Genomic DNA, 21,917 nt, shown 5'->3' on the forward strand with positions numbered 1-21,917 from the left:
GATCACGCGTGTTTATTTCCAGCGGCGGAAGGCGATTTCGGTCAGTATGCCACTGATCACCGCACCGATCGCAAAGGTCCAGAGAATCTCAGGTGCCAGCAGTTGCTGGCCAAACTCTACGCCGAGCTTGAAAATCGCGAGCAGCGCCTCAAACGGCCCCCCGTATCGATGGCGCATCGCCTGACTGAACATCTCGTAAGTGCCCTGCACGAACAGACCCCAGAACACCAGGGAAGCCACTCCGGTCAGACCATTATTGATCCCGGCAGTCCAACCGCGCCCGGCGCGCTTGCCCATAACGACCCAACCGCAAACAACCCCGAGGGCCATGTTGACATAGGTAAAATACCCATAGTCCTTGCCCTCTTCCCCGTTGCTGATCACCATACCCGACACGAGAAACGCCACCACCAGCAGGCAAATAGCTGCAATAAGACGTGAGGCTGTAGGCATTCGGTTTTTCCGTCTTTAACTCGGTTTGGCTACTGTGATCTGTGTCACATCACAATTGCCGGTGTCAAAGGCTGCGCCACACGCGGTCAAATAATAATTCCACATGCGGCGAAAACGCTCATCAAAGCCCATGTCCGCGATCTCATCCCATTTGGCATTGAACGTCTCGTACCAGCGCCGAAGCGTCAGATCATAACTTTTGCCGAACTCCTTGGAGCGCACAACACTCAGCCCCGATTGTGCGATCTGTTCTTTCAGGATCGTCGGCGCAGGCAGCATACCCCCGGGAAAGATGTATTTCTGAATGAAATCAACGCCGTTCTTATAAACGTCCCAGCGATGATCCGCGACCGTGATGATCTGAAGGGTCGCTTGCGCTCCTGGCTTCAAACGATCACGCACAGTGTCAAAATAGACAGGCCAATACTTCTGACCTACGGCCTCGAACATCTCGATCGATGCGATCCCGTCATATTGTCCCTGTTCATCGCGATAGTCCTGCAGCTTGAATTTCACAAGATCAGAAAGCCCTGCCTTATCAATGCGTTCTTGTGCAAACTTCAATTGCTCCTGACTTATGGTCAGGCCGGTCACGCGCAGGCCGCGTTCCTTGGCAGCATACTCGGCAAACCCACCCCAGCCACATCCGATTTCAAGGATATGGTCACCAGGTTTGGCCTCCATCTCATCCACCAGGCTGGCGTATTTCGCAGTTTGCGCCTTTTCCAGGCTCTCCTGCCCGGTTTCGAAGATTGCGCTGGAATAGGTCATCGTGTCGTCCAGCCACAAACCGTAGAACTCGTTCCCCAGATCATAGTGGTATGAGATGTTCTTTTTTGCCTGCGACTTGTGATTGCGATGCAACCAGAACCTCAGGCGTTCATAAGCGCGAACCAGAAACTTTCCGGTGAAATCATCATAGACTGTTTCCGTTCCGAGATGCACAAGGTCCATGAAGCTGCGCAGATCGGGCGTACTCCAGTCGCCTTCCAGATAAGCATCGGAAAAACCCAATTCGCCCTCTCGTACAAGGCGCGCAAAAACATCCGGGTCATGTATGTCGATATGGGCAACAGGGCCGGGCTTGGGCGCGTCCGAGCGGAAAACGCGGCCATCCGGCAGGGCGATATCAAGCCGCCCGGACTCCATCCGCTTCAGCATCTTGAAGACCTGCGCAAAATACCTCGGCAGGTTGTCCTGCCCATCTGTGGACGTCAGAAACATCCGCTCTCCCCTCTGCGGTTGCGGGTTCAGGCTAGGACGGGATTCGGTTTCTGGCAAGTTTTCAGTTCCTTACTGGTTTTTGCGACGTTCATAGAGGCTCAGCGCACGGGCACGCCCATCGGTCAAAGACACGACCGGTTTCGGATAGCTTTCTTGTGCCGACAAACCCCAGGATCGGGGAATAGCTTCGAAATAGCTCAGTGCAGTTGTCGAGGGCTCAGCCCGCCCTTCCGCGATCCATCTATCCAGGTATTTGGCATTTGGATCAAAGCGTTCTCGTTGCGTGTCCGGGTTGAATATCCGAAAATAGGGTGCAGCATCCGGGCCCGAACCTGCCACCCATTGCCACCCCATCGCATTCGCAGCGGGATCCCAGTCAATCAGGCAATCGGCAAACCAGTCCATTCCAATTTTCCAATGCGTTGTCAGATGCTTGGTCAGATAACTTGCAACGATCATCCGCGCACGATTGTGCATTCGGCCAGTCACATACATCTCACGCAGCCCGGCATCCACAAGCGGAACGCCGGTCCGCGCCTGCTTCCAGGCCTGAACCTCGGGCCTGTCCGGATCGGTGTTCCAGAGGAACGCGTCCCATTCCGGCTTCCAGTTGCGATACAACAGATGCGGCCAGTGGTACATCAGGTGATAGGCGAACTCACGCCAGACCAGTTGCCGTAAGTAAGCCTCGGCCCCTGAGGCACCCATCTGAGCAGCCGCCTGCACCCGGTGCCAAACCGTGCGTGGACCGATTTCTCCGAGCGAGAGGTATTCGGAGAGATCAGAAGTGCCAGCCACATCCAACCGATCCCTTTGATCAGAATAGAAGCTGAGGCGGTCCAGAAATGCAGCTAGCTGATCCAAGGCCGCGTCTTCACCTGCCCTTACATACCGACCGACGATGCGCGCTCCGCGCTGCATCCTTCGATCCAACTGCCACTCGGACAGCAGATCTGACGACGGCCAGTTCTGTGGTGCCGGTACCCGGACGGGCCTCTGTTCGGGTGGCGGTACATCCCGGTCCCGCACCGCGCGCCACATCGGAGTGAAGACTCGAAAAGGCTGACCTGCCTTGGTTTCAACAGTCCAAGGCTCGAACAACAGATGTCCGGGAAACGAGCGTACTTCGACCCCCTGCTCTGAAAGCGTGGATTTGATCTGCTTGTCTCGTGCGATTGCCCCGGGATCATAGGCCCGCGTCCAGTAAACTGCGCGGGCACCGGTTTCGTTCACCAGCTCTTGAAGAACGTCCAGAGCGCTACCCCGGCGCAGGATCAGACGGCTACCGACGTCTTTGAGAGTGCGCGAGAAAACCTCTAGACCCTTCTCCAAACGCCATTTTGGTGCCGCGCCGAGGGCGTGAACCTGATCATCCAGAATATAAACGGGAATGATCGGGGCACCCGACTGGACCGCAGCGTGAAGTGCGGGATGATCACAAAGCCGAAGATCGCGGCGAAACCATAGAATGACTGCAGGCTGCTCTGTTGCCATATCCGACCCGTGTTTTCTTCAGCATACGAAACGGGACAGATAGTGGATCATAAAACGCGATCAAGCGCCTCCAAAAGCTGGCCAATTTCCTGTTCTGTGGTGTAATGCGTGAAACTGAGCCGCAAGACGCCCTGTTCAGGATCGACGCCCATCGCCTGCAAGGGACGGACAGCGTAGAAATCACCGCCTCCGGCCATGACGCCATACTTGGCGAGTTCGGCGGCAACAGGCTCAGCCGCTGTGTTCAGCGCCAAAGCAACCGTGGGCGCGCGGCGTGTCGCGTCCGAGGGTCCGATCAGACGTAGGGTGTTTCGGTCCTTCACTGCATCAAGCAGCGGTTGAAGCAGCGTCACCTCATGCGCACGCATCAGGTCGTGCACAAATGCGCAGCGCGCAGCGGCACCGGTATCTGGCCCGGCATGATGAGCGCAAAGCTGATCCAAATAGTCGGCCATACCCGCGCTGGCCGCAATCTGGGCATGATCAGGGCCAGCCGGAGTAAACCGTTTATAAAGCGATGCTGCGTTAAAATAATGCGCCTGATTGGGCAACATCTCACCCAGGCTGCGACGGATGACCATAAGGCCCTGATGCGGTCCATATGTCTTGTAGGCCGAGAACAGATAGATGTCGGGGCCCAGATCACCGACATTCGGCATTCCATGCGGCGCATAAGATACGCCGTCGACGCAGACAAACGCGCCTGCGGCATGCGCAATCGCAGTGATCTCGGTCACCGGGTTGATCTCACCCACCACGTTCGAGCAATGCGGAAAGCAAACCAACCGGACCTTGTCGTCCAGCAGGTTCTCAAGATCCTGTAGGTCCAGCGAGCCGGTGTCAGGGTCGATCTGCCATTCACGGATTTCGATGCCGTCATCCGCCAGCCGACGCCACGGGCCGGAATTTGCCTCGTGATCCTGACTGGTGACAACAATGGCGTCGCCCGGTCGCATCCATTGCCGGAAGGCCTGCGCCAGCACGTAAGTATTCTGTGTGGTCGATGGGCCAAAGCTCAGCTCATCCGCTTCGACCCCCATCAGCGCAGCCAAGCGGGTACGGGCCTCATCCATCTCGGCCTCCGCAAGCTGGCTAACTTCATAAGGCGCATAGGGCTGAACTTTGCGTTGCGTATAAAACCGAAACAGGCGGTCGATCACCGGCTTGCAGGTATAAGAACCGCCAGCATTTTCGAAAAACGCCTGCCCCTGCAAGCTGGGCTCGGCAAAGGCGGGAAACTGCGCCCGCACAAAATCGATATCAAGGGATGTCATCCCGCGTCTCTCCTCAGTCAGCGTCCACATCTTGGCGGACGATCCGCGCATGATCCCGGACCGTTCCGAAAACATGGCAGGTCTTCCAGCCAAGCCGCGCCCCTATCGCTGCGCTGAGGGATCGTCGGCAACCCGTCGGGCGAAACACATTCTCCCGACAGACGACGCCAAATAGCCAGAGGATTCTCATTCAGTCAAGCCACCGACCTAATGTCAGAAACTGTCATCATGCCATGCAACATTCGGGTCACCCTGAAACCCACGAGGTATGATAATGAATTATGTTCCAAAGGATTTTCTGGTCTGGGGCGAACTGCCCGTCCGCGATTTGGACAAAGCCATCGCGTTTTATTCCGACGTGACCGGAGCCGATCTGCGGCTTGATCCGAACTGTCCCACCCCAATGGCGGTTTTTAAACCCGCAGACCCTGATACGGGTGTCGCCCTGCATCTGTATCCCGGCAAACCTGCAGAAAACGGTCAGGGACCAACCCTGCACCTAGCCGCCAGCGGTCGCCTAGAAGACGTCATGAAACGGGTTGAACGCGGCGGCGGACAAGTAGTCTCGGACCCCGTACAAATCCCCGCCGGACGCTTTTTCTATGCCACGGATCCCGACGGGAATTCTGTAGGCTTCTTTGAGGGCCAGACCTGACAAAAATGGCCGGGCGTAATCGCCCGGCCTGGTCCTTTAGCCTTGCACCTTGGTATAAGTGCCCTCGCCAGCCAAGATACCCCGGAATCCACCGGGCTCATCCAGACCGAAAACAATAAGGGGCAGGTTGTTGTCGCGTGCCAAAGCGATGGCTGAGGCATCCATGACGCGTAGGCGCTTGGCCAGAACATCGTCATAGCTGACGGTGTCATAGCGGACTGCATCTGCATTGGTCTTGGGATCTTTGTCGTAAACCCCATCCACGCCATTCTTACCCATGAAAATGGCCTCACACGCCATTTCATTGGCGCGTAGCGTGGCGGCGGTATCCGTGGTGAAATAAGGATTGCCGGTGCCCGCAGCAAAGATGCAGACCCTTTTCTTTTCGAGGTGACGCACAGCCCGGCGGCGAATGTAGGGCTCGCAGACCTCATCCATCCGAATGGCCGAGATAACGCGGGTAAAGACCCCTACCGCCTCCAACGCAGATTGCATAGCCAGCGCATTCATGACCGTGGCCAGCATGCCCATGTAATCTGCGGTCGTCCGCTCCATCCCCTGAGCTGATCCGCTGAGGCCACGGAAGATATTGCCTCCGCCGATCACCATGCAGATTTCGACACCCAGATCATGGACCGATTTGACCTCTTGCGCGATGCGCTGGACGGTGGGCGGATGCAGGCCGAATCCCTGATCCCCCATCAATGCCTCGCCCGATATCTTCAACATGACGCGATTGTACTTTGTTTTCGGGGTCTCGACGGATGAGGGAAGGGTCATGTTGCGCTCCGGGCTGGCACGGGGTTATTTTCCGGCGCAAAATGAAGCAAAACTTCCGCAGGTTCAATGCGGATAGTCAGGAATAGGGCAAGTAACGATGGCCGACACGACTGCCGACCGGCTATGGAGCCAGTTGCCCTCGATTCCGGACGACAAACCTGTACTGATTGCGGGCCCGACAGCCTCGGGCAAGTCCGCGTTGGCGTTGATGATTGCCGAGCGTTTCGGTGGCGTAATCGTGAACGCAGATGCCAGTCAAGTTTACGAATGTTGGCGCGTCATCTCTGCCCGGCCGTCGTCCGAGGAGGAGGCGCGCGCGCCGCACCTGCTCTATGGCCATGTCGCTTGGGACCAGACCTATTCGACAGGGCATTGGGTCCGCGAAGTCACGCCGCTGTTGAAGAGCAAAACGCGTCCGATCATCGTCGGCGGAACGGGCCTGTATTTCTCGGCGCTGACTGAGGGTATGGCCGACATCCCTGCAACTCCGCCTGAAATCCGGGAGCAAGCCGATGCATTGTCGTTGGAAGAGTTGATCGAAGGTGTGGACCCCGAAACGCTTGCTAGACTGGACCGTCGCAACCGCGCCCGCGTCCAGCGCGCGTGGGAGGTTCAGCACGCCACTGGTCGACCTTTGTCTGAATGGCAGGCCGATACCCCGCCGCCGGTCCTGAACCTGCAGGATACTGTCCCCATCGTTTTCGACGCCGAAAAGGATTGGCTGCTGGACCGGATCAATCGCCGGTTTGACCAGATGTTGGAACAGGGCGCGATAGAAGAAGTCGCTGCGATGCGCGACCTCTATGACCCCGCCCTGCCCGCCTTCAAGGCAATCGGCGTACCTGAACTGATGGCATATCTTGACGACCGGATGTCGCTGACTGACGCACGCGAACGGGCCACGATTGCGACACGTCAGTTCGCCAAACGGCAGCGCACCTGGTTTCGGGCTCGGATGAAGGCCTGGCATCAGTTGAATGCTGCAATTTAGATCATTTGGTCAAAAACATTGAAATAACAGAAGCTTGACCATCAACCGAATTTGCGAGCAATCACAGGTTCGACAATGTCGGCGCGACTGCACAGGCAAGTTTCAGATTGATGCCCTATCCATTGCACTTTCCTTTCGGATGTCGCTTTTGTACAAATGATGACGATTTCCGACATTGACGGCAGCAAAAAACTGGTGCCGAATGCCCGCATGGGGATGTTCAGAAATCCAGAAATAGAGTGCGCGGCCCAGATAACCGGCAAGAACCGGCGGCACCAGGGTCAGGATCAATAAATCCGCACTATAAAATCCAAAAAAATTCAGTGTCACAGGGAGACATCTATGGAAAATCAGACAATCAACGGAAAGCCGATGCATTGGGCGGCAGAGATGCACGCGCAGGAATATCGTAATGGCGACCTGAATCGCCGCGAATTTCTGGCTCGTGTCACTGCGCTGGGTGTGGCCGTTCCGACCGCTTACGGGATGATCGGCCTCCAATCACCGGCTGCCGCGCAAGAGGCGCAGCGCGGTGGCACAATCCGCTATCAGATGGAAGTACGCGCGCTCAAGGATCCGCGGACTTATGACTGGACTCAGATTGCGACCTTCACCGCAGGCTGGCTGGAGTATCTTGTCGAGTACAACAATGACGGCTCGTTCAAGCCAATGCTGCTGGAAAGCTGGGAAGCCAATGACGACGCGACCGAGTACACTCTGAACGTCCGCAAAGGCGTCAAGTGGAACAACGGCGACGACTTCACTGCCGAAGACGTGGCGCGCAACATCGAAGGCTGGTGCGACGCATCGCTTGAGGGCAACTCGATGGCGTCCCGCATGGCGTCGCTGATCGACGATAGCACTCAGAAAGCTGCAGACGGTGCGATCACCGTTGTCGACTCGCACACTGTGAAGCTGAAGTGTAGCGCACCGGATATCACCATCATCCCAGGTATGGCCGACTATCCGGGTGCCATCGTCCACAGCAGCTTTGACGCAAACGACATGCTCTCCAACCCTGTGGGCACCGGCTTCATGATCCCTGAAAGCCATGAAGTTGGCGTCAAGGGCGTTCTTGTCCGCAACGAGGACTTCGACTGGTGGGGCTATGAGGCCGGCAAAGGCGGCTATATCGACCGGATCGAATTCATCGACTACGGCACCGACCCGGCCGCGTTCCTGGCCGCCTACGAGGCCGAAGAGATCGACATGAACTGGGAGTCGGTTGGTGAATTCGTCGACATCTTTGACGGCATTGGCCTTGTTCGTTCGGAAATCCCGTCGGGTTTCACGATCGTAATCCGTCCGAACCAGCTGGCGGAAGATGCGGACGGCAACAAGATCTATGGCGACAAGCGTGTACGTCAGGCTCTGGCTATGGCGGTCGACAACGAAGTGTGCCTCGAGCTGGGTATGTCAGGTTACGGTATCCCGGCAGACAACTGCCATGTTGGCCCGATGCACCCCGAATACGATTCGGCGATAACCCGTATTCCTTACGATCCCGCAGGGGCCAAGGCGCTGATGGACGAAGCCGGCATGGGTGATTTCGAGCACGAAGTTCAGTCCATCGATGATGACTGGCGCCGGAATACCACCGCTGCTGTAGTCGCGCAGTTGAACGACGCGGGCATCAAGGCCAAGCACACGGTTCTGCCGGGCTCGACCTTCTGGAACGACTGGACGAAATACGCCTTCTCATCGACCAACTGGAACCACCGCCCGCTGGGCACTCAGGTTCTGGCGCTGGCCTATAAGTCGGGTGTGGCGTGGAACGAGTCCGGTTTCGCCAATGAAGAGTTCGATAAGCTGTTGGCCGAGGCGAACTCGATCGCGGATGTCGACATGCGTCGCGAGGTGATGGCCAAATTGCAGGCGATCATGATTGACGAAGGTGTGACCATCCAGCCGTACTGGCGGACCGCGATGCGCCACCATCGTGACAACATGGTTGGCGTCGAAAAACACATCGCGGACCTACCGCAGTTGTATAAGTTCGGCCTGACATCCTAACCCAAGAAACAGGGGCCGCGCCGATTGGCGCGGCCTTTTCGTCCTGAACACGGCGACAAAAAATCAGCGATGCCTGAAGTAATCTGCAGTTCACGCAGGCCGACCAACAGGGGCTAATATGGGACTTTTCATTCTAAGGCGCGTAGGCATCATGCTTTTGACAGCATTATGTCTGACATTCCTGGTCTTCTTTCTGACCAATCTCTATCCGAACCTCGAAAAACTTGCCAAGACGCAAGGCAATTTCCGGATGTCGGATGAGCAGGTCGAGAGCTATCTCGAAAAAAACGGTTACCTCCAATCCACGCCGATCAAATATGGCGAGTGGTTGGGTGTCCTGCCTTCGTTTCGCTACACGAATGAGGACGGCACGGTTCAGGGCAGATGCATTCTGCCGGGCAAAACTGCCGAAGAGTCCCCCAATTTCTGCGGTATTCTGCAGGGGTACTGGGGATATTCGACCGTCTTCAAGGACGAGGTCTCAACCGTGGTTGGCAACAGGCTCGCTCTGACCGGTCGACTGATGCTCTGGGTGATGCTGCTGATGGTCCCTTCGGCGCTGATCCTCGGCATCTTGGCAGGCATGAAAGAAGGCTCGGCAACTGACCGGACACTTTCGACCTTTGCCATTACCACGACAGCGACACCAGAATATGTGTCAGGCGTTATCTTTATTGCGATCTTCACATCCTCTGCTGTCGGTCTGAAATGGTTCAAAGGTACCGCAACTCAAGCGATGGAGAATCCGACTTTTGAGAACTTCTTCCTACCGGTTCTAACCATCGCGCTTTACGGGATGGGCTATATCGCCCGGATGACCCGCGCATCGATGACCGAGGTGATGACGGCGCAATATATCCGAACCGCTCGTCTGAAAGGTGTGTCCTTCCCGAACATCGTCATGAAGCACGCGCTGCGCAACGCGCTGATCGCACCCTTCACCGTTATCATGCTGCAGTTCCCGTGGCTGCTGAACGGCGTTGTGATCGTCGAGACCTTGTTCAACTACAAAGGCTTTGGCTGGGCGCTGGTTCAGGCGGCGGGCAACAACGACATCCAGCTCTTGCTGGCGATTTCGGTCGTGTCGGTCTTTGTGGTGCTGGTGACGCAGCTGATCTCGGATATCGGCTATGTCTACCTCAACCCGCGCATCCGCATTTCATAAGGAGGGTTAGATCATGGAACCACTTACCTGGACCGGCTCTATCGCCTTCCTGAATCCGCTGCTGGCCTTGGCACTTGGGCTTATGGTGCTGTCCATCGTCGTCTGGATGCTGGCCAGCATTGTGCTACCCGAGGACCAGATGACGGTGAACCCGGACGGCACGTTGACCTCAAGCTCAAGCGTTCGGAACCTGATACAGGCTGCACTACGCTACAGCTTTCTGGCCAGCGTGGGACTTGCAGTCGCCTACATCGTGCTGGGCATTCTGATGGGCACAGGCGCCGGCATCATCGGTGCCATATCCCAACAGTTCCTGCCGGTATGGCTGTCACTGATTATCCTCTATGCGATGTCAATCGCGTTCAAACGCAAGCTGGGCCTTTATGGCAAGCTGTTCGACAGCCCTATCGGCATGATCGGTTTCGGCCTTGTGATGTTCTGGGTCTTCACAGGGATTTTTGGGGCGCTCGATCTTATCGTCACTCATGATCCGCTGGCGCAGATTTCAGGCATGAAGAACAAGGTGCCGGGTACGCCTCTGCCCAATCTGGAGGACGGCCAATACGCCTGGTACCTGCTGGGCGGGGACAACCTGGCCCGAGACGTCTTTAGCCGTATGGTCAAAGGTGCCTGGATCGTTGTTCAGATCGCGCCACTGGCGACGATGTTTGCCTTCATGGTCGGTATCACTCTGGGTCTGCCCGCAGGCTACTACGGTGGTCGGTTGGACACGCTGCTGTCATTCCTGGCCAACCTGATTCTCGCCTTCCCGGTGATCCTGCTGTTCTACCTGTTGGTCACACCCGAGATCGTGGCAACCGGTGTGCCGAACTATATGGCAGCGGTACTGTTCGTATTCCCGATAATCTTCCTCGGCGTTTTGCTGAACTCACGCTACTACACGCGCCCAAACTTCCGGACGCCGTTGCTGATTGGGGTTCTGGGTGTCGCGCTCTGGCTTTATCTCTCGTTGATCTCGACGGGGGGCTACATCATCAGCACCGACAGCTACCGCATCTGGGGTTTACCGACCTATCTGGATTTGTTCGATATTCCGGGCGGCATTCTGGTGGTGTTTGTGTCGGTGGTCTTTGTGAACTCGCCCACGGTGTTCCGCATCGTGCGCGGGCTGGCACTGGACATCAAAACCCGTGACTACGTGGCTGCTGCCCAAACCCGCGGCGAAGGTCCTTGGTACATCATGTTGTGGGAAATCCTGCCCAATGCGCGGGGTCCGCTGATCGTCGATTTCTGTCTACGCATCGGCTACACCACCATCCTTCTGGGAACCTTGGGTTTCTTCGGGCTGGGCCTTCCCCCGGAAAGCCCGGATTGGGGTTCGACGATCAACGAAGGGCGCAAGCTCTTGTCGATCTACCTGCACCCGGCCCTTCCACCCGCGTTGGCCTTGTTGTCGCTGGTTCTTGGATTGAACCTGCTGGCGGATGGTCTGCGCGAAGAAAGTCTGAAGGACTGATTGTGATCGAGACCGGGGCTCTGCCCCGGACCCCCGGGATATTTTTAGCCAGATGAAGGGGATGCCCCGGACTCTCGCGAGGAGTAACAAGATGAACAAACTGGCAGACTATGACGGGCCAATTCTGGAGATCGACAAGCTTTCGATTTCGTTTTTCACCCGTCTTCGCGAAATCCCCGCTGTGATGGATTTCTCGGTCAGCGTACAGCCCGGCGAGGCTGTGGGGCTGGTTGGTGAATCCGGTTGCGGCAAATCCACTGTGGCGCTTGGGGTCATGCAGGACCTCGGCAAGAACGGGCGGATTGTTGGTGGTTCGATTAAGTTCAAGGGTCGCGACCTGAGTGAGATGACCACCGAAGAGTTGCGCGACATTCGCGGTAATGAGATCGCGATGATTTATCAGGAGCCGATGGCCTCGCTGAATCCGGCGATGAAGATCGGCAAGCAGTTAATGGAAGTTCCGATGATCCACGAGGGCGTCGGCGCCGAAGAGGCTTATGCGCGCGCCCTTGAAGTTGTGACCGATGTCCGCCTGCCCGATCCCGAGCGGATGTTAAGTTCGTTCCCACATCAGCTTTCCGGCGGTCAGCAGCAGCGGATCGTGATTGCGATGGCGCTGATGTCGAAACCGGCACTGCTGATCCTGGATGAGCCGACGACCGCGCTGGACGTGACCGTTGAGGCCGCGGTGGTCGAACTGGTTAAGGATCTGGGCAAGAAATACGGCACGTCGATGTTGTTTATCTCGCACAACCTCGGGCTCGTGCTGGAAACCTGTGACCGGCTCTGTGTGATGTATTCGGGTGAGGCGGTCGAACGCGGCTCGATCAAGGATGTGTTTGACGAGATGCAGCATCCGTATACGCAGGCGCTGTTCCGCTCGATCCCATTGCCTGGGGCCGACAAGAACTCGCGTCCGTTGGTGGCCATTCCGGGGAACTTCCCCCTGCCCCATGAACGGCCTCCGGGCTGCAACTTTGGACCGCGCTGCGATTACTTTGAGGAAGGGCGTTGTGACGCCAAGGACATTTTGATGGAAGCCGTGCCCGGTAATGACCGGCATCACACGCGCTGTCTAAAGTTCCAGGAGATCGACTGGAACGCTCCGATCGCTGTGGGAGAGCAGAAAGAAAAAGGAGAAATCGGCCGGACTGTTCTGAAGATGGACAACCTCAAAAAATACTATGAGGTTGCCGCGAATGCGCTGTTCGGTGGCGGCGAAACCAAGGTGGTCAAGGCCAACGAAACGCTGAGTTTCGAGGCGCATGAATCCGAGACACTTGCCATTGTGGGTGAATCCGGCTGTGGCAAATCCACGTTTGCGAAAGTGTTGATGGGGCTTGAGACAGCCACTGACGGGCAGATCCTGCTGGACAATCGCAACATCGAAGCCGTGCCCATTGAAGAGCGCGACGCCAAAACCGTTGGCGAGGTTCAGATGGTGTTCCAGAACCCGTTCGACACGTTGAATCCATCGATGACAGTGGGTCGCCAGATCATCCGGGCGCTTGAGATCTTTGGTGTTGGCAATTCTGAGGCCGAGCGGAAGAAGCGGATGCTGGAATTGCTGGATCTTGTGAAGCTTCCGCGCGCTTTCGCCGACCGGATGCCGCGCCAGCTGTCTGGTGGTCAGAAGCAACGTGTAGGTATCGCGCGCGCCTTTGCCGGTGACGCTCGGATTGTTGTGGCGGACGAGCCTGTCTCGGCGCTGGATGTGTCGGTGCAGGCGGCGGTGACCGACCTGTTGATGGAAATCCAGCGGGAACACAAAACCACGCTGCTGTTCATCAGCCACGACCTGTCAATCGTACGCTATCTGAGCGACAGGGTGATGGTGATGTATCTGGGTCATGTGGTCGAGCTGGGTACGACCGATCAGGTCTTCGCCCCGCCCTATCATCCCTATACCGAGGCTTTGCTGAGTGCTGTTCCCATCGCGGATACGTCGGTTGAGAAACAGCATATCGTGCTTGAAGGCGACATCCCCTCGGCCATGAATCCGCCGCCGGGCTGTCCGTTCCAGACACGGTGTCGCTGGAAATCCGAGGTGCCGGACGGGCGCTGCGAATCCCATGTGCCGCCGGTTCAGACGCTGGCGGACGGCCATCAGGTCAAATGCCATCTGGCTGAAGACATACTGGCGCGCATGGAGCCCGTCATCAAAGTTGCGGCGGAATAAGCCGTCACAACATCAGAAGAGAGGGCCGGTTCAATACCGGCCTTTTTTCGTAGGGTTATCCGCCCCAGATCACTTTCACGTAGTTCTGGGTTTCTTTATATGGCGGGATACCGCCATGCTTCTCGACAGCTTTCGGCCCAGCATTGTAGGCCGCGAGCGCCAATGGCCAGGATTTGAACTTACGGTACTGCCACGACAGATACCGAGCGCCGCCCTCCAGATTTTGAATCGGATCATGCGGGTTTACGCCAAGCAGCCGCGCCGTCTGCGGCATCAGCTGGGCAAGGCCCAATGCCCCCTTATGTGACTTGGCAGCCGGATTCCAACCGCTTTCCTGCTGTACAAGACGCAGGAACAAATCCTCGGGGATATTGTGTTGACGGGCAGCTTTCCGGGCATGTTCCAGAAATTGCCCCCGATAGTTGCCGGTATAGCGTTTGGAGAACTTTCCGCGCTCGGTCTTGGGTTTGAGCCGTTCCGACCCGCGATATTGCGTGGCTGCGCGATTATCCAGAACTTTGGACTGTTTCAGGAAAATGTCTTTGCGGTTCTTCGAGGATAGTGTCTGTGCCTGTGCAACCGAGGCCACCAGACAAATACTCAAGATCGAAAGACCACCAACCAGAAAACGCATTAATGCTAATCCTGCACGCTCAACAACCAGACGGATTATAGTAAAATCAGCTGGAAATGAAAGCTTGGTAAAGATCATGCTAATATTTTCCCGCTTAACGTTGCACTGTGTTTCAACCAAGACCCGGCCCGTATAGGGTCACCAACAGAACAATGCGCCAGATTCGGGCGCAATCCATGACGAAAAGAACGAGGGAATATATGGCAGGTTCAGTCAACAAAGTCATTCTGATCGGCAATCTCGGTGCCGACCCTGAGGTGCGGTCGTTCCAGAATGGTGGAAAAGTGTGCAACCTGCGCGTCGCGACGTCCGAAACCTGGAAAGACCGCAATACCGGAGAACGTCGGGACCGGACCCAGTGGCACTCGGTTGCTATCTTCTCGGAACCTCTGGTCCGGGTTGCCGAGCAATATCTGCGTAAGGGCAGTAAAGTCTATATCGAAGGACAGCTGGAAACCCGGAAGTGGCAGGATCAATCGGGCCAAGACAGATACACGACCGAGGTGGTCCTGCGGCCCTATCGCAGCGAGCTGACAATGCTGGACGGTCGCGGTGAAGGCGGCGGCGGTGGCGGCGGAGGTTATGGCGGCGGCCAAGCTGGCGGTGGCTATGGCGACCCATATGGAAGTCAATCCAGCGCCCCTACCCCCGCATCGGGCGGGATCGATGACGACGAAATCCCGTTCTAAACCAAGACGGAGATAAAAAATGGCATGGTCCTTCTCGCTCGGCCGATTACTCGGTTCGGAACTGAGGGTCCATGTCACCTTCTTCCTTCTGTTGGCATGGGTCGGATTCGCCGCTTATTCCAGCGGAGGTTTACACGCTGCCATCCACAATCTTCTGTTCGTTCTGGCCCTGTTTGCCTGTGTGGTTGCTCATGAGTTCGGCCACGCCTTGATGGCCCGACGTTATGGCATTCGAACCCCCGACATCACGCTTTTGCCGATCGGCGGACTGGCCCGGTTGGAAAGAATGCCGGAAAAACCGTTGCAAGAGGTATGGGTCGCGCTCGCCGGGCCCGCCGTGAACGTGGCGATCTGGCTTGTTCTGGTATTACTCGGCGCTGGAACGCAGCTTGAAACCTTCGCTCAGATTGAATCAACGCATGCAGATCTACTGACCCGATTGGCCTATGTGAACCTGCTGCTAGCCGCATTCAACCTGATCCCGGCCTTTCCAATGGACGGAGGACGCGTGTTTCGCGCCTTGCTGTGCCTGAAGATGGATCGGGTCAAGGCAACCCGTTTCGCAGCAGTCGGCGGGCAGATTGTTGCGATTGGATTGGGGTTCCTCGGGCTGACATCGGGCAATCCGATCTTGGTTCTGATTGCAATCTTTGTCTTCGTCGCCGCCAATGCCGAGAGTCAGGATGTCGCCATGCGCTCAGTCGCGCGGCGGGTTCAGGCGCGCGACGCGATGATCACCGAATTCCACGCGCTTTCGCCCGAGGATACGCTGGCAACCGCAGCGCAGGCCGTCATCCATACAACACAGCATGAGTTTCCTGTGCTGGATCATGAAGGCGAGTTGTTGGGGTTTGTTACTCGAGACCGCCTGTTTACCGCGCTTGCAGGCGATCACCCACGCTCGGAACTGGCCCTTTCGATTGTTGAGCCCAACATACCCAAGGTTTCCCTGACAAGTGGGCTGAACAAGGTTCTGGACGCGTTACACGAGGGTGCGCCAGCCATTGCGGTATGCACAACAACTGGCAAGATGGTCGGCTATATCACCCGCGAGAATATCGGCGAGCTGATGATCATACAAGGGCGCTAAGCCGCGTAGTCAGCACATCTCGAGCGCGTCTTCGAGCACTGAGATCACCGCGTCCTTCGGAACGTCCGATGTGACAAACGCCTTCCCGATGCCACGCGCCAGAATGAAATGCAGCTGCTCATCGACCACCTTTTTATCCTGAGCCATCAGATCGACCAGAGCCTCAGCGCTCGGCAACTTTACGGGAATATCTGCCAGGTCGGTCTTCATGCCCATGGCGCGCAGATGCGCCCGCACGCGGCTCGGGTCTTCCTGCGAACACAGCCCCAACCGCGAGGACAGCTCAAACGCCAGCGCGCAGCCAATGGCGACACCCTCACCATGCAAAAGACGGTCGGAATAGCCAGTCGCCGCCTCCAGCGCGTGGCAGAAGGTATGGCCCAGATTCAACAACGCGCGATCACCTTGTTCAGTTTCATCGCGGGCAACGATATCCGCCTTCATCTGAACCGATCTGGTTACTGTTTGAACGCGAGCTGCCATATCGCCAGAGAGCAGGCTTGGACCATTTCGCTCGAGCCAATCGAAGAAATCCGCATCCCCCAGCAGGCCATATTTCACCACTTCGCCATAACCGGCCAGAAAATCGCGCGCCGTCAGTGTTCCCAACACGGCAGTATCCGCCAGCACCAGCGAGGGTTGGTGAAACGCTCCGATCAGGTTCTTACCCTGAGGTGCATTGATCCCAGTCTTGCCTCCGATCGAGCTGTCGACTTGCGCCAGTAGAGAAGTTGGGATTTGTACGAACCGTACACCGCGCCGCATCACCGCTGCGGCAAAGCCTGCCAGATCACCAATTACACCGCCTCCGAGCGCGACGACGACATCGTTGCGTTCGATTTTCTCAGCCAGCAGCCATTCTACCGCACGTTCGAAATGCGGCCAGCTTTTGGTGGCCTCTCCGGCGGGAAGCGACAGTGCCGTCATCTCGATACCGGAGGTGGCCAACCCATCTTGCAGAGCAGTCAGATGTAAACCAGCGACCCTCTCATCCGTTAGAACCGCAACACGAGGGCGCGGCAGCAACGGTGCGATACGCGCGCCGGCCTGCGCCAATAGGTCCGGGCCGATCTCGACATCATAAGAACGCTCGGCCAAATCTACATGTACGGTCTGATGCATTAATTCCGTTCCAAAACATCCGGGCGCGTCTCAAGCGCGGCTACAACCCGGTCCACCATATCTTCGATCGCGGTCTCGCCATCCGAATCTGCGACCAGATCGGCCTGTTCATAAACGGGCACGCGTGCCTGATACAAATCACGCAATGTCGCATAGGGATCCGCGGTGCGCAGCAAGGGTCGCGTGTCCTTATGCTTAACGCGATTCCACAGCACATTCAGATCAGCCCGCAACCAGACCGAAACACCCCGGTCCGAGATCATCTGCCGATTGCCCTCAGCTAGAAACGCCCCGCCCCCCGTTGACAGGATGCCCTTCTGCTTTTCATCCAGCAGCCGCCCGATCACCTGAGTTTCCTTGCCGCGAAAGAAGCGTTCGCCATCGCGGGCGAATATCTCGGGGATGGTCATATTGGCCGCCGATTCGATCTCGGCATCGCTATCGAGAAACGGCACACCCAGACGCGCCGCCAATGCACGCCCCACAGCCGTCTTTCCTGCGCCCATCATGCCAACCAAAACAACGGTTTTGTGCAATCGAAACCGATCAGAGGTGCCGGGGCGCGACGGGTTATACTTAATTTCGCTCATTTCATCGTGAATGACGTGATCTTGGAAAAAATGCCAGTTATAACTTGGGCAAAACCAAAATTTGAGGCAGCGTTCACCCATGGGCCGTTTGATCAAGTTCCTGATATACCTCATCTGCCTGGGATTCATTGGGCTGATCGGGTATGCATATGTCGGGCCATTCTTTGGTGTAGACTTCTCTGCGCCCCAAAGCGAAATCCGCGAACCGGTCACTCTGAATGCCGACTAGAGCCACCTTGCTGGCGCTTATTCTTGCCGGAACCGCCCAGGCACAAACGTCAGAGCCCTTGTCGGTTATCGACTGGCTGACCGATCCGCCCCAGAATCTGCCTGGCACCGTTCTGTTGGAGCCGCCAGTGACCCAGACCGGGTTGCAACCCGAAGTGCAGGTGACCCCGCTTGAAGCGCTGTCACCGCCGTTGGGTTTGGTGCCATCTTCCGTAACCGGCCTGCCAGTGGATTTATGGCAAGGTAGCGAACCTGAACGCCTAGCAGAACTGATTGCCCGTGTACCGGTCAAGGCCAACCCCGCGATGCAGCGCCTGCTGTTCACCCTGCTTTTGACCGAGGCGCGCCCGCCTTCGGGCACGCAGTCGCAGGATACCTTATTGAAGGCACGACTGGACCGCCTGATGCAACTGGGCGCATCGGACCCGGTTCAATCCTTGGTGCAACTTGCAGGGCCGACCGACACGCAGGACCGCTTCAAGCGCTGGTTCGATGCGACTTTGCTGACCGGGGACGAGGATCGCAGCTGCACCGCGCTCATCGCGCAGCCGCATCTGTCACGAGATTACGCCGCACAGATCTTCTGCAAAGCCCGGCGTGGAGATTGGGCGTCGGCCGCGTTGACGCTTGAAGCCGCGCATGCGCTTCAGGTTCTGCCCGATGACGAGCTTGCCTTGCTCGACCGTTTCCTCAGCCCCGAGCTGTTTGAAGACGCCGAATATCTACCTCAGCCTGAAAACCCTGACCCGCTGACATTTCGCCTGTTCGAAGCCATCGGTGAACGCCTGCCCACCGCCTCACTGCCCCGCGCATTCGCCAATGCAGACCTGCGGGACGTGGCCGGATGGAAAGCGCAGGTTGAGGCGGCCGAACGTCTGACCCGCATCGGTGCGCTCACGCCGAACCAGTTACTGGGTCTTTACACAGAGCGCTCTCCTGCTGCGTCAGGCGCGGTCTGGGATCGTGTCGCCGCAATCCAACGCTTTGAGACCGCGCTGAATACCGGAAACCCCAAAGCGATTGCCAAGACCCTGACCGCTGCATGGTCACAGATGCAGACCGTAGGCCTTGAGGTTGCCTTTGCCGAGCTTTTTGCCCCGCAGCTCGCCCCGCTGACGCTGCCAAATCCCTCCGCCGAGGATCTGCGCTGGCGGATTCTGTTACTGTCTGAACTTTATGAAGACGCCGCGCAGGCTGCGCCAGACGGTTCCGATGCGAATGCGTTCCTGGCTGCTCTGGCGGTTGGCGATCCCGGACGCGCCGAAGCGCCCACTCCGTTGGCGGATGCAATTTCGGAAGGGTTCGCATGGTCTGCGCCGATCCCCTCGGATATCAATGCGCTGCTGAACAACGATCAGCTGGGGGAGGCCATTCTGGAAACGATGCAGCTGTTCGCCCATGGTGCGCGTGGCAATCTGGTCGATCTGACCGCCGCGATCGCCGCGTTCCGCCGCGTGGGCCTCGAAGACACTGCTCGCCGGGCAGCGCTGCAGTTGATGATCCTCAACGGGACCTGAGTATGGCCGCGCCTGCCTCACAGGAGTTGTGGATCTCCACTTTTCTCGAAGCACAAGCAGCCGAACTTGGCGCTGCCACCAACACGCTTCTGGCCTATGGGCGCGACCTCAAGGATTTCTCGGGCTGGCTTGAACGTCGCAAAACCAATTTCGCAGACGCGGACCGGGACAGGATCGAGACCTATCTGATCGACTGCGATGCACAGGGGCTTTCCCGTTCCACGCGCGCAAGACGACTGTCGGCGATCAAGCAGATCTACCGCTTTGCATTCGAAGAGGGCTGGCGCGAAACCAACCCGGCGATCCAGATCAAAGGCCCGGGCCGCGCCAAACGCCTGCCCAAAACGCTGGACGTGATCGAAGTTGACCGGCTGCTCGCTGCCGCACGCCGTACCGGAAGGACGCAGGCAGACAAGGTGCGCAACACCTGCCTGATGGAACTGCTCTATGCCACCGGCATGCGCGTAACCGAACTGGTCTCACTGCCGGTTTCTTCCGCCCGTGGCGATCCGCGCATGCTGTTGGTGCTTGGTAAGGGCGGGAAAGAGCGGATGGTGCCACTGTCCCCAGACGCGCGCGATGCGCTAGCTGTCTGGCTGGTGGTACGGGACGAGGCCGAAGAACAAACAGTAGCCAAAGGCGGCCAAACCTCGCGCTTCCTGTTTCCCTCGCGCGGGAAATCCGGTCATCTGACCCGGCATATGTTCTTTCTGCTGATCAAGGATCTGGCGGTTGAGGGTGGCGTTTCGCCCGAAAAAGTCACACCGCATACGCTGCGCCACGCCTTTGCGACCCATCTGTTGGCTAACGGGGCTGACCTGCGCTCGATCCAGACGCTGCTGGGGCACGCGGATGTGGCCACGACCGAGATTTACACTCACGTGCTAGATGAACGCCTGTCAGAACTGGTGCTTGAACACCACCCTCTGGCAAAAGACGACACCCCCGATCAGGGCTAACCCCTTGATCCAAGGGGGCCGCACCCCCATAACCGATGCAGAAACAAACATATTCAAGGACCGATGGAACCCACCTCTTCTCTGCTTGATGGCGCATTCTGGATCACCTCAGGCTCTATTCTCCTCCTGCTCGTACTCTCGGGCTTCTTCTCTGGCTCGGAAACGGCGCTTACGGCATCTTCGCGCGGGAAACTGAGGACGCAGGCAGATAAAGGATCGAAGGGCGCGCAGAAGGCGCTTGATATCACCGACGACAATGAGCGCCTGATCGGTTCCGTCCTGCTGGGCAACAACCTCGTGAACATTCTGGCAGCCTCGCTGGCGACCGCGCTTTTCACCCGGCTGTTCGGTGAAAGCGGTGTCGCGCTGGCCACGCTGGTGATGACCCTTCTGGTTCTGATCTTTGCCGAGGTGCTGCCCAAGACCTATGCGATCACCAATGCCGAAAAGGCTGCAGCGCTGGTCGCGCCCGTCATCAGCATCGTAGTCACAGTGTTCTCACCCGTGGTGGCTGCCGTGCGCCTGTTTGTACGTGGCGTGCTGCGCCTGTTCGGTGTGCAGATTGATCCCGACAGCAACATCCTGGCCGTGCGCGAGGAGATCGCGGGGGCGCTGCAACTGGGCCACTCCGAAGGTGTGGTCGAAAAAGAAGACCGTGACCGCATTCTGGGCGCGCTGGATCTGGGCGACCGTACGGTTGAAGAGATCATGCTGCATCGCTCGAATATCGAGATGATCGACGCCGATGACGAACCCGAGGCAATCCTGCAGCAATGTTTGGAAAGCCCGCATACCCGCCTGCCCGTCTATCGGGATGAGCAGGAAAACATTGTGGGTGTCGTCCATGCCAAAGACCTGTTCCGAGCTATGTATGCGCAAGTGGGCGGCGCGGATGGAGATACCGAGCGGCTCAAGAACTTTGACATCGCGAAGGTGGCCAACGATCCTTATTTCGTACCCGAAACCACCACTCTGGACGACCAGATGCGCGAGTTTCTTAGGATGCACAGTCACTTTGCGCTGGTGGTGGATGAATACGGCTCGCTGCGCGGACTGATCACGCTCGAAGATATTCTGGAAGAAATCGTGGGCGAGATTGCCGATGAGTTCGACATCGACGAAGAGGTGCCCGTCACCCGGACCGATGATGGCCAATATCTGGTCGAGGGCGCGATGACCATCCGGGACGCCAACCGCGCACTCGACTGGTCCCTACCGGACGAAGAGGCCAACACGCTGGCCGGTCTGGTAATCCACGAGGCGCAGATGATCCCTATCGTTGGACAGGTGTTTTCGTTCCACGGCTTCCGGTTCGAGGTCACAGCACGCGAAGGGAACCGGATTACCGGGCTGAAAGTCCGTCCTCTCTGATCTATGGTTTCA

Annotated in this window: 21 protein-coding genes; 12 read left to right on the forward strand and 9 right to left on the reverse strand. The window is 57.5% G+C overall.

Going from position 1 to position 21,917, the window contains the following annotated elements:
- Window positions 1–12: 12 nt before the first annotated feature.
- The 4 genes from ACR3EM_RS06585 to ACR3EM_RS06600 form a co-directional block, all read right to left on the reverse strand.
- Window positions 13–453: a TrgA family protein gene (locus ACR3EM_RS06585; RefSeq protein WP_480470000.1), complete on the reverse strand. Its 441-nt coding sequence runs from the start codon at window positions 451–453 to the stop codon at window positions 13–15.
- A 15-nt stretch (window positions 454–468) separates the two neighbouring features.
- Window positions 469–1,677 (reverse strand): class I SAM-dependent methyltransferase, encoded by a 1,209-nt coding sequence (locus ACR3EM_RS06590; protein WP_480470001.1) that lies wholly within the window; start codon window positions 1,675–1,677, stop codon window positions 469–471.
- Window positions 1,678–1,746: 69 nt separating this feature from the next.
- The gene (locus ACR3EM_RS06595; RefSeq protein WP_480470002.1) at window positions 1,747–3,171 is read right to left on the reverse strand and encodes a cryptochrome/photolyase family protein; all 1,425 of its coding nucleotides are present in this window, start codon (window positions 3,169–3,171) and stop codon (window positions 1,747–1,749) included.
- Between the two features lie 47 nt (window positions 3,172–3,218).
- Window positions 3,219–4,445, reverse strand: coding sequence for an aminotransferase class V-fold PLP-dependent enzyme (locus ACR3EM_RS06600; RefSeq protein WP_480471900.1), 1,227 nt, complete (start codon window positions 4,443–4,445; stop codon window positions 3,219–3,221).
- Between the two features lie 274 nt (window positions 4,446–4,719).
- Here ACR3EM_RS06600 and ACR3EM_RS06605 point away from each other — a divergent pair, with 274 nt between their 5' ends.
- Window positions 4,720–5,100, forward strand: coding sequence for a VOC family protein (locus ACR3EM_RS06605; RefSeq protein ID WP_480470003.1), 381 nt, complete (start codon window positions 4,720–4,722; stop codon window positions 5,098–5,100).
- A gap of 36 nt (window positions 5,101–5,136) precedes the next feature.
- Here ACR3EM_RS06605 and pyrH read toward each other — a convergent pair whose 3' ends face one another.
- Entirely contained in the window at window positions 5,137–5,880 is a 744-nt protein-coding gene (gene pyrH / locus ACR3EM_RS06610) for a UMP kinase (RefSeq protein WP_480470004.1), read from the reverse strand.
- Between the two features lie 97 nt (window positions 5,881–5,977).
- On the opposite strand from pyrH, the gene miaA reads away from it, so the two are divergent.
- Window positions 5,978–6,871, forward strand: coding sequence for a tRNA (adenosine(37)-N6)-dimethylallyltransferase MiaA (gene miaA / locus ACR3EM_RS06615; protein ID WP_480470005.1), 894 nt, complete (start codon window positions 5,978–5,980; stop codon window positions 6,869–6,871).
- Between the two features lie 102 nt (window positions 6,872–6,973).
- Here the strand turns inward: miaA and ACR3EM_RS06620 are convergent, their stop codons facing one another.
- Complete coding sequence (locus ACR3EM_RS06620; RefSeq protein ID WP_480470006.1) at window positions 6,974–7,201, reverse strand: hypothetical protein; 228 nt, start codon at window positions 7,199–7,201, stop codon at window positions 6,974–6,976.
- A gap of 12 nt (window positions 7,202–7,213) precedes the next feature.
- On the opposite strand from ACR3EM_RS06620, the gene ACR3EM_RS06625 reads away from it, so the two are divergent.
- From ACR3EM_RS06625 to ACR3EM_RS06640, 4 genes are all read left to right on the forward strand, one after another.
- Complete coding sequence (locus ACR3EM_RS06625) at window positions 7,214–8,884, forward strand: ABC transporter substrate-binding protein (protein WP_480470007.1); 1,671 nt, start codon at window positions 7,214–7,216, stop codon at window positions 8,882–8,884.
- Between the two features lie 118 nt (window positions 8,885–9,002).
- Window positions 9,003–10,049 (forward strand): ABC transporter permease, encoded by a 1,047-nt coding sequence (locus ACR3EM_RS06630; protein WP_480470008.1) that lies wholly within the window; start codon window positions 9,003–9,005, stop codon window positions 10,047–10,049.
- Window positions 10,050–10,062: 13 nt separating this feature from the next.
- Window positions 10,063–11,526, forward strand: a complete 1,464-nt coding sequence (locus ACR3EM_RS06635; protein WP_480470009.1) for an ABC transporter permease — start codon at window positions 10,063–10,065, stop codon at window positions 11,524–11,526.
- 91 nt (window positions 11,527–11,617) lie between these two features.
- Entirely contained in the window at window positions 11,618–13,705 is a 2,088-nt protein-coding gene (locus ACR3EM_RS06640; RefSeq protein WP_480470010.1) for a dipeptide ABC transporter ATP-binding protein, read from the forward strand.
- Window positions 13,706–13,760: 55 nt separating this feature from the next.
- On the opposite strand, the gene ACR3EM_RS06645 is transcribed toward ACR3EM_RS06640, so the two are convergent.
- Window positions 13,761–14,339: a lytic transglycosylase domain-containing protein gene (locus ACR3EM_RS06645; protein ID WP_480470011.1), complete on the reverse strand. Its 579-nt coding sequence runs from the start codon at window positions 14,337–14,339 to the stop codon at window positions 13,761–13,763.
- A gap of 200 nt (window positions 14,340–14,539) precedes the next feature.
- Here ACR3EM_RS06645 and ssb point away from each other — a divergent pair, with 200 nt between their 5' ends.
- Together ssb and ACR3EM_RS06655 are read left to right on the forward strand one after the other, a co-directional pair.
- Entirely contained in the window at window positions 14,540–15,028 is a 489-nt protein-coding gene (gene ssb / locus ACR3EM_RS06650; protein WP_480470012.1) for a single-stranded DNA-binding protein, read from the forward strand.
- Between the two features lie 19 nt (window positions 15,029–15,047).
- The gene (locus ACR3EM_RS06655; RefSeq protein WP_480470013.1) at window positions 15,048–16,118 is read left to right on the forward strand and encodes a site-2 protease family protein; all 1,071 of its coding nucleotides are present in this window, start codon (window positions 15,048–15,050) and stop codon (window positions 16,116–16,118) included.
- A 9-nt stretch (window positions 16,119–16,127) separates the two neighbouring features.
- On the opposite strand, the gene aroB is transcribed toward ACR3EM_RS06655, so the two are convergent.
- Complete coding sequence (aroB, locus tag ACR3EM_RS06660) at window positions 16,128–17,240, reverse strand: 3-dehydroquinate synthase (protein WP_480470014.1); 1,113 nt, start codon at window positions 17,238–17,240, stop codon at window positions 16,128–16,130.
- Window positions 17,240–17,830 carry a shikimate kinase gene (locus tag ACR3EM_RS06665; RefSeq protein WP_480470015.1) on the reverse strand — a complete coding sequence of 197 codons (591 nt, stop codon included), beginning with the start codon at window positions 17,828–17,830 and terminating at the stop codon, window positions 17,240–17,242. The genes aroB and ACR3EM_RS06665 overlap by 1 nt, the downstream gene beginning before the upstream one ends.
- Before the next feature lie 79 nt (window positions 17,831–17,909).
- On the opposite strand from ACR3EM_RS06665, the gene ACR3EM_RS06670 reads away from it, so the two are divergent.
- The 4 genes from ACR3EM_RS06670 to ACR3EM_RS06685 all read left to right on the forward strand — a co-directional run bounded on the left by ACR3EM_RS06670 (window position 17,910) and on the right by ACR3EM_RS06685 (window position 21,905).
- A complete protein-coding gene (locus ACR3EM_RS06670) occupies window positions 17,910–18,059 on the forward strand; it encodes a hypothetical protein (RefSeq protein ID WP_480470016.1) in 150 nt (49 codons plus the stop codon).
- Window positions 18,049–19,575 carry a hypothetical protein gene (locus tag ACR3EM_RS06675; RefSeq protein ID WP_480470017.1) on the forward strand — a complete coding sequence of 509 codons (1,527 nt, stop codon included), beginning with the start codon at window positions 18,049–18,051 and terminating at the stop codon, window positions 19,573–19,575. Before ACR3EM_RS06670 ends, ACR3EM_RS06675 begins: the two co-directional genes overlap by 11 nt.
- A 2-nt stretch (window positions 19,576–19,577) precedes the next feature.
- Window positions 19,578–20,534, forward strand: a complete 957-nt coding sequence (locus ACR3EM_RS06680; RefSeq protein ID WP_480470018.1) for a site-specific tyrosine recombinase XerD — start codon at window positions 19,578–19,580, stop codon at window positions 20,532–20,534.
- Window positions 20,535–20,597: 63 nt separating this feature from the next.
- Window positions 20,598–21,905, forward strand: a complete 1,308-nt coding sequence (locus ACR3EM_RS06685) for an HlyC/CorC family transporter (RefSeq protein WP_480470019.1) — start codon at window positions 20,598–20,600, stop codon at window positions 21,903–21,905.
- The last annotated feature ends 12 nt before the right edge of the window (window positions 21,906–21,917 follow it).

The sequence above is a fragment of the Ruegeria sp. AH3 genome (assembly GCF_056536265.1).